This window comes from Mycolicibacterium sp. lyk4-40-TYG-92 (assembly GCF_030209435.1).
Taxonomy (GTDB): Bacteria; Actinomycetota; Actinomycetes; order Mycobacteriales; family Mycobacteriaceae; genus Mycobacterium.
Window position 1 is genome coordinate 247,082 of sequence record NZ_JARVRX010000003.1, and the last position, 12,573, is coordinate 259,654.

At 65.3% G+C, this 12,573-nt stretch carries 13 protein-coding genes and 1 pseudogene; 5 read left to right on the forward strand and 9 right to left on the reverse strand.

Annotated elements, in window-relative coordinates:
• Nucleotides 1-116 precede the first annotated feature (116 nt).
• Genes QRN63_RS07355 through QRN63_RS07375 form a run of 5 tightly spaced genes read left to right on the forward strand, consistent with a single transcriptional unit; the run spans nucleotide 117 to nucleotide 4,173 of the window.
• Nucleotides 117-1,019, forward strand: coding sequence for an alpha/beta hydrolase (locus QRN63_RS07355; RefSeq protein WP_350224434.1), 903 nt, complete (start codon nucleotides 117-119; stop codon nucleotides 1,017-1,019).
• 18 nt (nucleotides 1,020-1,037) lie between these two features.
• The gene (locus QRN63_RS07360) at nucleotides 1,038-2,324 is read left to right on the forward strand and encodes an MBL fold metallo-hydrolase (RefSeq protein WP_285030183.1); all 1,287 of its coding nucleotides are present in this window, start codon (nucleotides 1,038-1,040) and stop codon (nucleotides 2,322-2,324) included.
• 24 nt (nucleotides 2,325-2,348) lie between these two features.
• Nucleotides 2,349-2,519 carry a hypothetical protein gene (locus tag QRN63_RS07365; protein WP_285030184.1) on the forward strand — a complete coding sequence of 57 codons (171 nt, stop codon included), beginning with the start codon at nucleotides 2,349-2,351 and terminating at the stop codon, nucleotides 2,517-2,519.
• Nucleotides 2,516-3,310 (forward strand): alpha/beta fold hydrolase, encoded by a 795-nt coding sequence (locus QRN63_RS07370; RefSeq protein ID WP_285030185.1) that lies wholly within the window; start codon nucleotides 2,516-2,518, stop codon nucleotides 3,308-3,310. The genes QRN63_RS07365 and QRN63_RS07370 overlap by 4 nt, the downstream gene beginning before the upstream one ends.
• On the forward strand, nucleotides 3,307-4,173 hold the full coding sequence (locus tag QRN63_RS07375) for an MBL fold metallo-hydrolase (protein WP_285030187.1): 867 nt from the start codon (nucleotides 3,307-3,309) through the stop codon (nucleotides 4,171-4,173). The genes QRN63_RS07370 and QRN63_RS07375 overlap by 4 nt, the downstream gene beginning before the upstream one ends.
• A gap of 216 nt (nucleotides 4,174-4,389) precedes the next feature.
• Here the strand turns inward: QRN63_RS07375 and QRN63_RS07380 are convergent, their stop codons facing one another.
• The 9 genes and pseudogenes from QRN63_RS07380 to QRN63_RS29630 form a co-directional block, all read right to left on the reverse strand.
• Nucleotides 4,390-5,409: an alcohol dehydrogenase gene (locus tag QRN63_RS07380; RefSeq protein WP_267320019.1), complete on the reverse strand. Its 1,020-nt coding sequence runs from the start codon at nucleotides 5,407-5,409 to the stop codon at nucleotides 4,390-4,392.
• A gap of 331 nt (nucleotides 5,410-5,740) precedes the next feature.
• Entirely contained in the window at nucleotides 5,741-6,496 is a 756-nt protein-coding gene (locus QRN63_RS07385; protein ID WP_285030188.1) for a hypothetical protein, read from the reverse strand.
• Nucleotides 6,497-6,581: 85 nt separating this feature from the next.
• A complete protein-coding gene (locus QRN63_RS07390; RefSeq protein WP_285030190.1) occupies nucleotides 6,582-7,484 on the reverse strand; it encodes a 3-hydroxyacyl-CoA dehydrogenase in 903 nt (300 codons plus the stop codon).
• A gap of 47 nt (nucleotides 7,485-7,531) precedes the next feature.
• A complete protein-coding gene (locus QRN63_RS07395; RefSeq protein WP_285030192.1) occupies nucleotides 7,532-8,476 on the reverse strand; it encodes a 3-hydroxyacyl-CoA dehydrogenase NAD-binding domain-containing protein in 945 nt (314 codons plus the stop codon).
• A gap of 29 nt (nucleotides 8,477-8,505) precedes the next feature.
• Nucleotides 8,506-9,288 (reverse strand): crotonase/enoyl-CoA hydratase family protein, encoded by a 783-nt coding sequence (locus QRN63_RS07400; protein WP_285030193.1) that lies wholly within the window; start codon nucleotides 9,286-9,288, stop codon nucleotides 8,506-8,508.
• On the reverse strand, nucleotides 9,285-10,526 hold the full coding sequence (locus QRN63_RS07405) for a CaiB/BaiF CoA transferase family protein (RefSeq protein ID WP_285030194.1): 1,242 nt from the start codon (nucleotides 10,524-10,526) through the stop codon (nucleotides 9,285-9,287). The genes QRN63_RS07400 and QRN63_RS07405 overlap by 4 nt, the downstream gene beginning before the upstream one ends.
• A gap of 10 nt (nucleotides 10,527-10,536) precedes the next feature.
• The gene (locus QRN63_RS07410) at nucleotides 10,537-11,757 is read right to left on the reverse strand and encodes an acyl-CoA dehydrogenase family protein (RefSeq protein WP_267320013.1); all 1,221 of its coding nucleotides are present in this window, start codon (nucleotides 11,755-11,757) and stop codon (nucleotides 10,537-10,539) included.
• A gap of 192 nt (nucleotides 11,758-11,949) precedes the next feature.
• The gene (locus QRN63_RS07415; protein WP_285030196.1) at nucleotides 11,950-12,324 is read right to left on the reverse strand and encodes a helix-turn-helix domain-containing protein; all 375 of its coding nucleotides are present in this window, start codon (nucleotides 12,322-12,324) and stop codon (nucleotides 11,950-11,952) included.
• Nucleotides 12,325-12,346: 22 nt separating this feature from the next.
• Nucleotides 12,347-12,493, reverse strand: a pseudogene (locus QRN63_RS29630) (ATP-binding protein); the annotation flags it as partial.
• Between the last annotated feature and the right edge of the window lie 80 nt (nucleotides 12,494-12,573).

Consider the following 12,573-nt stretch of genomic DNA (forward strand, 5'->3'; position numbering starts at 1 on the left):
GGCACTGAGGTCCTCAGCCTGGCCCCCGCAGTACCAGGGTTACCGCGGCATCCCGTACCTGAACTGATCAGCGGCATCGTCGATGTTGTGCCTCACGAAGCCAGCCGAACGGAGAGATGACCATGCAGCGACAGGACGTCGAATTCCAAGCCGAAGGCGGGGTGACGCTGCGGGGCTGGCTGTTCATTCCCGACGGCGCCGGCCCGCACCCGGCCATCACCATGGCCCACGGGTTCGCCGGGGTGAAGGAGCACGGGCTCGAGCGTTTCGCCCGCGCGTTCGCCGACGCCGGCTTCGTGGTCCTGGTACACGACCACCGAGGGTTCGGTGCGAGCGATGGCCGGCCGCGCAACGACATCGACCCGTGGGTGCAGATCGCGGACTGGCGGCGAGCGATCTCGTTCCTGGAGAGCCGCCCGTTCGTCGACGCCGGCCGGATCGGGTTGTGGGGCAGCAGTTATGCCGGCGGTCATGCCATCGTCCTGGGCGCCACGGACCGGCGCCTGCGCGCGATCGTCGCCCAGGTACCGACCATCAGCGGCTATCAGCAGAGTCTGCGACGTGTTGCTCCCGAACAGGTTTCGGCTCTGGAAGGCGCCTTCGCCGAAGATGACCGGCGCCAGTTGGGCGGCGCGGCGCCGGCCACGCAAGCCGTGGTGAGTGCGGACCCCGCCGTTCCCGCCGCGTACCGCATGCCCGACGCCGTTGCGTTCTATACCCAGCCCGTCCCGGCGGGCACCTGGGACAACGAGGTGACGCTGCGCTCGACCCGCGCGGCGCGGATGTACGAACCCGGCACCTTCATCAGCCGCGTCTCCCCCACTCCATTGCTGATGGTGGTGGGCCTGCACGACACCGTCACCGTAACCGACCTGGCCCTCGCCGGCTACGAAAAAGCGTTGGAGCCAAAGAAACTCGCCACGATCGACGGCGGTCATTTCGACCCCTACCTGACGGACTTCGATGCGGCCAGCGGTGCCGCGGTCGCCTGGTTCACCGAACACCTCCAAAACCACTGAGCTCAAAGGAAACCCCTCATGTCCGAACTGCACTACGAGGTACTGGTCCACGACGGCCTGCCGCGGCACCGTGAGCAGCGACTGCCCGACGGGAGCCCGATCGTCTCCTCGCCCGTCTCCACCACGCTCATCTACGGCGACCATGACGCCGTCCTGGTCGACCCACCGTTCACCTACGAGCAGGTGCACCGCGTCGGCGAATGGGTCAAGTCCTTCGGTCGTCGGCTCGTCGCGGTCTACGCCACGCACGGTCATGGCGATCACTGGTTCGGTACCGAACTTCTGCTGCAACGGTTTCCGGGTGTGGTCGCGTACGCCACCGAAGGCACCATCGCGATGATGCACCAGCAGGGCACCGCGGGTCGGGCCCAGATGTGGGATGTCGACTTCCCCGGCCAGATTCCGCCCAGTCCGGTGGTGTACCACCCCGTCCCCGATTGGGGCATCATGCTGGAAGGCCACCGACTGGAGGCCGTCGAAGTCGGCCACACCGACACCGACGACACAACCGTTCTCCACGTACCGTCTACCGGATTGGTCGTAGCCGGTGACGTCGCCTACAACGGTGTGCACCAATACCTGCTGGAGAGTGCACACGGCGGTATCGAGGCCTGGCTGGCGGCACTGGACAAGGTCGCAGCCTTGCAACCGCGTGCAGTGGTCGCTGGACACAAGAACAAAGAGCTGCCCGATGATCCGTCGATCGTCGACCAGACCCGCGACTACCTACTGAATGCCCAGCGGCTGCTCGCCGAAAAGCCCAGTCCTCAGGAGTATTTCGATCAAATGACTGCGCTGTACCCGAATCGCCTGAATGTCGGACCGGTCTGGTACTCCGCCGTGGCTCTGCTCACCGATCCCGCCCCGGCCGGCGAGGCCGAACAGTGGTTCTTCGACGACTACCTGCCCACCTGGATCGGTGTCTGTGCCGGCACCATCGACCGCACCCCTGACTTCATCCTCGACTACTGGTCTGCACCCTTGAATTGGAGTGACGACCAAGGGAGCCGATGGATCCTGGAGCCTGCCGACGTGGTCACCGTGCTGGAGCAGCTGCACGCGCGGCTGCGCGAAGCGGGCTACTCCGACACCGCGGTGCCCGATAAGAAGGTCACCGTCTATCACGACAACGGTGCCGCGATCGAGGTGATCTGGGCCCGCCTGCGCGCGGACGGCAGCGAAATCGAAAGACTCGCCGCTCATTTCGAACTGGCCCGGGGAGCCGGTGGCTGGCGGATCATCGGCATCCAGGCCGTGTCCACCACCAGCGATTCGCTCAACGACGTTTGGCAGCAACAGCACTGATCGAACCCCAGAAAGGAGCCAGCCATGATCATCGACACCGACGACCTCGATCCCACGTCGTCCTACAAACTGCTCATCGGCAGCGTGCTGCCGCGGGCCATCGCCTGGGTCAGCACCAGCTCGACCACCGACTGCTCACCTATCGACACCGCCGCATGGTCACCATCGGGTTCCACCAAGGAGTTGGCCAAATGACCGATTCGTTCGACGACTTTCGCGTCATCCAAACGCCGGCCCGCCGGCCAGGAGCGGTGACCCTGCTGCTCATTCACGGTTTTCTCGATGACGCGGCCGTCTGGGACGAGTTTGTCGACGCACTCGACGGCGAAGTCACCAGCGTCAGCTACGACCTGCCCGGGTTCGGCACGCGCAGCGGTTCGGTCGCAGAGGCACGGGCCGCCACGCTGGAGTCCCTTGCCGCCGAGGCCGGCGACATCATGAGCGCAATACCCGGACCCGTCATCGTCGTCGGCCAGAGTCTCGGCACACAGGTCGCCGAACTCGTCGCCGCACAGCACGCCGACCGGGTTCCCGGCCTCGTGCTGCTCACCCCCATCCCCCTCGGCGGAACACGGCTCCCTGACGAGGCGATTGCGCCAATGCGCGCAGTCGGCGGCGACCGCGACGCACAGCGCGCCGAGCGCGCGGCATTGGCCCCCAACATGGGTGCCGAACGGCTCGAACGACTCACCGAAACAGGTATGCCCGTTGCATCTGACGTGGTTGCCCACTTCGTCGATGTATGGAACAACGGGGTTGCCGAAGCGCCCATCCGCAGTGCATACGACGGCCCGGTGCTGATTGTTCGCGGAGGCGCGGACGGCCTGACGACCGAACAGCTCGTCGACACCATTACTCCCCGGTTCGGGCACGTCGAGGTGCACGTCATCGACACAGGGGGCCACTGGCTCCACGTCGAGCATCCGGGGACGGTCGCGGCAATGGTGCTCGACTTCACCGACGCGGTCATGGGAGTGTCGTCATGACACCCACCGTGCAGCACAAACTCTTTGTCACAGAGCAGATCCCGCAATCCGGGCGCGGGCCACTACCCGACGGCAGCACCCGGATGTGGTCACCCATCACGTCGACGCTCATTGCCGGACGTCACGATGCCGTCCTGGTCGATCCGCCGATGACCACCCAGCAGGCAACGGACGTCGGAGACTGGATCGCCGCGTCCGGTCACACCCTGCGGCACATCTACATCACCCACGGACACGGTGATCACTGGTTCGGGGCGATCCCGTTACTCCAGCGGTTCCCGGGCGTCACGGTCCATGCCACCGAAGGCACTGCGGCAATGATGTTGGAGCAGAACGATCCTCGGTTCCGTGCCGAGTTCTGGGACCGGGTCTTCCCCGGGCAGCTGCCGGTAGGTGAGGTAGAGGTGTCCGTCGTCGAGCCAGGCGGTTTCGACATCGAGGGCACTGCACTGGTTCCCGTCGAGGTAGGCCACACCGACACCGACGCGACCACCATGCTTCATGTGCCCGAAACCGGCCTCCTTGTCGCCGGCGACGTGGTGTACAACGACGTCCACCTGTACCTGACCGAGTCCGGTGGGATCGCCGGTATCGACGACTGGCTGGCGGCACTCGACATCGCCGAGGCACTCGATCCGGCCGCCGTCATCGCGGGCCACAAGCGCCCCGACGCGCCGGATACGCCCACACAGATCGCGGCCACCCGAAGCTACCTCCTGGACGCCCGCCGCCTACTCCAATCAGCCGGTGGTGCTGGGGATTTCTACGCCCAGATGATGACCCGGCATGGTGACCGGATCAATCCGGGCGCGCTCTGGGGCGGTGCGATCACGCTACTTCCGCAGGACACCAGAGAACTCTGAGCCTCACATCGACGATCGCTCCGGTCATCAGCGGGCGGTCTTGGCACGCGACCGAGATCGGCAGCAGGACAGCCCTGTGGTGTCAGCCCAGGTGCGGACCAAATGGCGCGAACGTCCTGGAAGGCGTAGGGACTCCGCGCGACCCACGCGCGATGGGCCAGGTCACGCGGTACCTGGATCACGCGGCGCTCGCCGGGTGATCCAGGTACCTTCTGATCAGCGTGCCTGCATGTCCAGCACGACGCGAAAGCGGGCCTCTCCGGCCATCATTCGTGCATACGCCTTCGGCGCTTCGTCGAACGGGACGACTTCGGTCATCGCGGCCACACCGTGAGCGGCACTGAAGTTCATGCCATCTTCGTTCTCGACGGGCGTACCGGTAAGGCTTCCGACGATCGACCGGTTGGCTGTGACCAGGTCGACGGTGCTGACCGGAATCGGATCCCCCGCGACCCCGACGACGATCAGTTGGCCACGTGGCTTGAGACCAGCCAACAACGGTGCCATCGACGATCCACTTGATGCCGTGGCGACGACGGCGGTAGCGCCACCGAGCTCCTGCAGCGCTTCCGCCGGATCGGTTGCGGCACTGTCGATGTAGTGATCTGCGCCGAGCACGGTGGCCAGAGCGGCTTTGTCGGTGCCGCGAGCGATAGCGGCAACCCGGTAGCCGAGCTTGTGCGCGAACTGAACGCCCAGGTGGCCCAGTCCGCCGATACCCTGGACGGCCACGAGGGAATCGGGTCCGCCGTTGACCAAGCGCAGTGCGTTGTACGTCGTGATGCCGGCGCACAGGAGCGGCGAAGCTGCCACAGAGTCCAGGCTGTCGGGGATGCGGACCAATCCGCTGGCGCGCGCGTATGCGACCTCGGCGTAGCCGCCGTCGACCGTGGTGCCGAACCAGGGCTGGTCCTCGCAGTTGACGAAATCTCCACGGCGGCACGAGGAGCACACACCACAGTGACCGCCGAGAAAGCCGACGCCGACACGGTCGCCGATCTGCCACCCGGTGACCCCGGCGCCGACGGCATCGATTATGCCGACCGCTTCGTGTCCGGGTACGACGGGCTGGTCCGAATTGGGCCGTTGGCCCTCGACGGCGAGCACATCACTGTGGCACACACCGCAACTCAGTACGCGGAACCGTACCTGACCCGGTGGTGGCTCAAGGAGCGGTCGCTCCACCAACTCGAAGTGGGCCTGTCCGGTGACCTGAAAAGCGCGATAAGTAGACATTCGTTTTTCCTTTGTTTGAATTCGGGTTGCTAGTTGCTGCTGCGGTTCCACCGATCGGCGACAAGTGCGGCGTATTCGTCGGGTCGTTCCGCCCAGAGGAAGTGCCCGCCTCTGGCGATGCGGTCAACCTTGCTGTCCGGCAATCGATCTCCGAGATCATGGTTGTTCCTTCGCCGGAGGCTTGGCCGAGTAGGTCTCTCACATCACCCCAGAACGCTCCAGTCGCCACGCCGATTTCGGCCAGCGTGACCCTGCTGGGACCAGGATGACGGCGGCAAGGGTGACGGTCTCGTCACAGAAATACAATCTGATTGCCGCCCATTCAGCGTCGTCACCACGGCTGCCACACAGACACCGGGTTGAGATCGTCTGGTTCACCGGTCCGCTGCGGCTGACCAGAATCGGTGCGCCGCCACTGGAAGCCAGCCTCGTCTTCGTAATCGACGGTGACGCGGAGCTTGTGCCCTGGTTCGGCGGTCGAGTAGCACATCACGGCGTGTTGGTTGGGCGGCATCGTGCGCGGCCATTGATTGACGAAATGTACTGCCACCGCGTCACGAATCGCTTGCCTGACCGGACCGACGAACGGGCTGTCCATGGCGGTCTCCAATGATTCCTCCAGTGCAAGCCGAATGGACCGCCCGACATCTGGGTCATCCGACGTGGAGTGGCCGACATGCCAACAGCCGTCCGGTATCTCGACGCCGTCGGGGCCGACCGCCGCTACCTCGACGCTGAGGATGGCGGCAGCCTTGCTGCCCGCATTGTCGATCCTGACGGCCCACGAGGTGTCACCGAGGATCGGCGTACGCACGCACGACGGCACGAGCTTGCGGGCTTGTGCGGCGAAGCGCTCTCGCGTGATCCTGCGCCACTGGTCCATTCGCGCAACGTGGTACTTGTGCGCCTCGAACGCCTCCCGTGGCTCGCGGATCAAGGCGATGTACAGGGCTGTCAGGACGCCGATGGTGGTTGCCATGGCGCCGGCGGCCTGCGTCACCTGCAACCACGCCGGAGACGAGCTGACATTCTGCGGTCCGCATTGCGCGGCAACAGAATTCGCGAATGACAGCGCCCGAGTGGTCATGGCTGTGGATAGTCGTCGTAGAAGCCTGCGCCGGACTTGACCCCCATCCGGCCCGGTTCGAGGCAGCTGCGCAGCACCGGCGGCTTCATCTCGCTCTCCCCACTGGGACCTCGGCGTATGCGATGCCGGTGAGGTTGCCTTGCAAGGCCCGAATGGCTCCGTGCTCGGAGCCGTCCAGCGTTGCCTTCCAGATGTTGCCGCCGAGGTCGGTGACGAATGCGCGGTCGTTGGCCGGGTCCAGCGCGATGCCGATGCCCTCCATCAGATGCGCCCCGACGATCTCCGGATCGACGCTGCCGATGCCGCCCAGCTCCGCCCGGTTGACGGTGTTGCCGTACGGTGCGTCGCCGCGGTCGGTCCAGTACAGCATCCTTGCGGTGTGGTCGATCTCCAGGTCGATGGGCTCGGGCAGGTCTTTGAACACCACTTCGATATCGGCACGGCTCGCCGCGGTTTCGTTGGCGGGAACATCAATCGCGGCCCGGAGAATCCTGCCCTCACCGGCATCGCTCGCGCCCTTCTGCGTCCAGTACAAGTAGCCGCCCGCATGGTCGACAGCCACTCCAACACACCAATTGGTCTCATCGCGGCGATCCTCGGCGCCATCCCCGGCCTGAACCAGCACCTCCAAGCAAGAGCCGTCCAAGTTGCACCGCATGACCCGCATGCCTTCGCGGTCACCCCAGTACAACTGGCGACGGACGGGATCGAGGTGCAACTGCTTGGGCGTGAAAGTGCGGCCACTCGGCACAATCACCATGCGATTGCCGCCGTCGAGGTCAACCCGTTCGATGGACCCGTCGTTGGCCGACGGGACACCCATGTTGGTCCAGTAGATGTGCCCGCGCTCGACGTCGACTGCGACGCCGTCAGGAATGCGGCATCCCGTGACCAGGGTGGTCGAGCCGGAACCGTCAGGGTTTACGGAGAACAGTCGGCCACCGCCACTGGCTTCGAGCACGAAGAGTTTTCCCGTTGTTTGAGTCATGATGGGTCCTTTCACATTGAATGGCAAGGATTTTGGGTGCACATCCGCTACGACGGCTGGACCTTGTCGCGCGTGGCGATCAGCCCGAACAGCATCGCGTCGCGCTCGGCGGCGAGCTCGTCGATGGACCGTCCATTTGCTTCGGCGAACACGCCGTCAACGATCTGCTTCGCCAGCTCAGGAGTGAACTCCGGCGATTTGAACGATTCCCACTGGTTGACCATGCGCGGCATCAGGGTGTCCATGAAGTGCTGGATGCCACCCTGGCCACCGCCGAGGTGCCACAGCAGACTGGGACCCATTACGCCCCAACGTAATCCGGGTCCCCACGACACCGCGTCGTCAGCGTCCGCGACGTCGAGCACGCCGGCACCGATCAGGTAGACGACTTCCCGGTAGAGCGCGGACTGGATGCGATTGGCGACGTGGCCGGGCAATTCCTTCTTCAGCAGGATGGGCTTCTTGCCGATGTCCCGGTAGAAATCCATGGTTGCACTGACGGTTTCGGCAGAGGTCAGCTTGCCGCCGACCACCTCCACCAGCGGGATGACGTGCGGTGGGTTGAACGGGTGACCGATGACAGTGCGTTCCGGATGCCGGCACTGGACCTGGATTTCGCTCATCGTGATACCTGATGAGCTCGAGGCAATGATCGAATCGACCGGCGTGGCCGCATCGATATCGGCGAACAGCTTGACCTTCAATTCCGGGCGCTCGGGGCCGTTCTCCTGGACGAAGTCGGCGTCGGCCAGGGCCGCCGCCAGGTCGGAGGTGAACTTCAGCCGGTCCGGGCTGGCACCAGGTCCCAGGCCCAAGGTGGCCGCCCCGTCCCATGCCGTCTCGACGTAGGACCGCAGCGCCGCCTCCGCACCAGGCGCCGAGTCGGTGGCAGTGACGTCGAAGCCTCTGGCCAGAAAGTGGGTTGCCCAGCTGGCGCCGATGGTGCCGGTGCCGACAACGGCGATGCGCTGGACTGTCTTTGGTGCATTCATGAGTGGTTCTCCTTAGATGTTCGAGTGGTTCAGCGCCCGCGCCAGACCGGTGCGCGCTTCTCTGCGAAGGCGACAGCGCCTTCGTGTGCGTCCTCGGTTTTCAACAGGCTGTGAGCGGACTCGTTCTGGCGGGCGAACGCATCGGCGTCATCGAGGCCCTGCACTTCGCGCACGACTTGCTTGACCTTCGCCAGTGCTAGCGGAGCGTTGACCGCCACCCGCTGCGCAAGTTCTTGGGCGGCGGCCAACGCCCCGCCGGCCGACGCGAGCTCGCTGAGTAATCCGTACCGGTTCGCCTCGGCCGCCGTGATCGGCTCGCCGGTCAGCAGCACCTTCATCGCCACGTGGTACGGGAGCCGCTGCGGGAGGCGGATGACGCCGCCTTCGCCGGCGATGAGGCCCCGCTTCACCTCGGTCAGGCCGAATTTCGCGGTATTGCCTGCGACGATCAGATCGCAGGCCAAAGCCATCTCGAAGCCGCCGCCGAGCGCCCATCCCTCCACCGCGGCGATGAGCGGCTTGCGCACCACGGCCTGGGTGATGCCGCCGAAGCCTCGACCGGGCAGGATCGGCGTCTCGCCGCCCGCGAAGGCCTTGAGGTCCATGCCGGCACTGAACGTGCCCCCAGCGCCGGTGAGCACACCAACCGACAGCGCGGGGTCGTCATCCAGCAGGTCCAGAGCCGCCGCCAGCTGGACGGCCGTCTCGCGGTTGACGGCGTTCTTTTGACGGGGTCGGTTGATCGTGATGGTCAAGACGCCGTCGTTGCGCTCGGTGAGCACCAGATCGGTCGATACTTCAGTGGTGGTCATTTCAGTGACTCCTGTTGTGTTGCAGCGGGAATCACTTTCTGTTCCCGTAACCTGGCGATCTCATCGGCGGTGAAGCCCAACTGCGCGAGCACTTCGTCGTTGTGCTCGCCGTGTTCGGGTGCCCGCCGCGAAGGCGTGCGGGGTAGGCCGCGAAGAGCGATCGGGTTGTTGACGGTGTAGTCGAGGTCCTCGGCTCCTTCGATCGGCACGACGATGCCGGCCGCCCGCAGCTGCGGATCGTGAGCAGCTTCCTCGGGTGTCTGGATGACGCCGTACGGGATGCGGGCGGCGTCGAGCACGTCGTGCCAATGCGACAGCGGGCGCGACCCGAACTCGTCCTCGAGGGTCTTGGCCAGTTCACCGGCATTGGCGGCAATGGCCTGCGCGTCGGCGAAACGCGGATCGGTCAGCAGATCCGACCGCCCCATGGCGGCGGCCAAGGTCGGCCATGCCGACCGCTTTGCCGCGAGCATGAACCACCGGCCGTCAGCGCTGACGTACGCGTTGGTCATGGCATTGTCCGGCTTGTTGCGGTCATGCAGTTGGTACGGCGTGCCGCCGGCCAAGGCCGCCGACACCAGGGTCCCTGTCGCCCACACACCCGTCGCCAGCAGCGACGTCCCCACGTTGGCGCCGAGCCCGGTGCGTTCCCGGTGATACAGCGCGGTCGTGATGGCCGCGTAAATCGCTGTCGCCGTGGTGTAATCGCCACTGCCCCACACCGGAGACGTCGGCGGAGCACCGGCATCGCGGGTTGCGGCCAGCAGCCCGCTGCGGGACCAGAATGCGGTCAGGTCGAATCCGGGCAACTTGGCATCCGGACCGGAATCGCCATATCCGGTGATGTCGGCGTAGATGATTCGCGGATTCCAGCCCGACACTTCCTCGTAGCCGAGGTGCAATCCCTCGCGAGTGCCGTGCGGAAAATTGGTGATCAACACGTCGGCCCATTCGACCAAACGCTGCAGAATCTGGGTCCCGCCCTCGGATTTCAGGTTGATGGACATGCCGCGCTTGTTTCGGTTGGCCAAATGCCAGCTGTAGTTTCCGGGTGCCGCGGGGCTCGGCGGCACCGAGCTCAGCAGGCGCTGTGGGTCACCGATTCCCGGCGGTTCGACCTTGATGACGTCGGCGCCGAAATCCGACAGCATGGTGGCGGCGGCCGGCGCGGCGATGAAGCTGGCGATCTCGACGACCTTGAGGCCGGCGAACACGGATTGCTTTGTTTGAGTTGACATTTCAGACCCCTTAAACGAACGCGCTCAGGCCGCTGACGGACTTGCCGACAATCAGTGTCTGCATCTCGCGGGTGCCCTCGTAGGAGTACAGCGCCTCCGAGTCGGCGACGAACCGGCCGATGTTGTAGTCGAGCACGATTCCGTTGCCACCGAACAGCTCTCGCGCCCAGTGCACGGTTTCGCGCATCCGTGAGCAGCAGTAGGCCTTGGCAAGCGCCGACTGCTCGTCGCGGTACACGCCCTCGTGCTGCAGCTGGGCCAGGCGCACCATCATGCCGGCGCACGCGGTCGCGTTGCCGAGCATCTTGACCAGCAGGTCCTGGACCATCTGGAACTTGCCGATGGGCCGGCCGAACTGCGTCCGGGTCTTGGCATAGTCCAGCGCCAGTTCATACGCGGCGAATTGGACGCCGACGGCCTGCCAGGCCACACCGCTGCGGGTGCGGCGCAGGATTTCGGCGGTGTCGCGGAATGACTTCGCGTTCTGCAACCGGTTGGCTTCGGGCACCCGGCAGTCGTCGAGGACGATGTCGGCGTTCTGCACGATGCGCAGCGCAAACTTGTTCTCGATCTTCGATGTCGTGAATCCAGGGGTGTCCTTCTCGACGACGAAACCCAACACCTGGTTCGATTCGACGTCGCGGGCCCAGATCACGACCAGATCGGCAAAGGTGGCGTTGCCGATCCAGCGCTTGGCGCCGTTGAGCACCCACTCGTCACCGTCGCGGCGGGCCGTGGTCTCCATGCCGCCGGCGACATCGGAGCCACCGTGCGGCTCGGTGAGGCCGAACGCGCCGATCTTCTCGAACCGGCTCATCGCGGGCAGCCAGCGGCGCTTCTGCTCCTCGGAACCGCACGTGAAGATGCTGCCCATCGCCAGGCCGGTGTGCACACCAAAGAACACCGACAGGGACGGATCGAAGTGCGCCATTTCCAGCGCGGTGATACCGGTCATCAGATTGCTCGGCGCCGGCTCGTTCGAATCGGGGTCGGCCCAGTCGACCAGGTGCAGATCGGCGAAACCCTTCACCAGCTGATGCGGGAACTCGGCGCGCGCCCAGTGGTCCTGGACCACCGGTGCGGCCTCGGTCCGGAAAAATTCGCGGATGCGGGCGACCTTCTCGCGCTCGGTATCCGACAGCAGTTCCTCGTAGGAGTAGAAATCGGCCGGCAGCAATCCCGTTCCCAGATATGGCTGGGAGGTGTCCGGCAACGTCACTTTGGCAGTCATGACGTCCTCTCTTGTCTGTAGATGTGCTCGGCGGCGCGGTGTCGGCTGCGACTGGGGCGAGCACGTTGATGAGTGACAACTCCACGGTCGTCGAGAGTGCTGCTCGGCACCATCGATCGAGGATTGATCTTTTGGGGTGCCGGGATATAGCCCGAAGCGTCGCGGGGCGACTGAAGTACCGACCCGCGCGGGTCAGCGCATCAACTGGGTGCGTGAGGTGACACCCAGTTTGATGAACGCGTTGTGTACATGAGTCTTCACGGTGTGCAGCGAAAGGTTCAACCGCTCGCAGATGTCGCGATTGGTGGCGCCCTCGGCAACAAGGCCGACGACCTTCAGCTCAGCCTCGGTGAGACTGTCCCACCCCGTCGTGGTCCGGCGCCGGTTGACGGTGCGCCGTTCAACGCCCAGCTGCCGCAGCTTGCGGCCTACCTGTCGAGCGTAGGCGGGCGCCTCGAATCGCGTATATACATCGAAGGCGGCGTTGAACTGATCCACTGCCTCGTCGCGGCGATCGGCGACCACCAGCAGATCGGCGGCATCTTCGGCTGCGGCCGCGAAAAGCATTGGGCACGGGGCGCTTGCCGGCCAGCATCATGGCCTCGCGCAGCAGTCGACTCTTGCCGATGCCCGGTGGGCCCTCGATGACCACGATGCCGCCGCGCCCCTGCGCCAGCGCGTCCACCAGCGCGCCGATCTTCTTCAGCTCCGCCGCGCGCCCCCGGATCGGGGTCATCGCGAGCGGCTGCCCGTCGATGTCGAATCGTCCGGTTGCCAACCCCACTGCATCAGCGTGCCACTAGTCCTACATCCCGG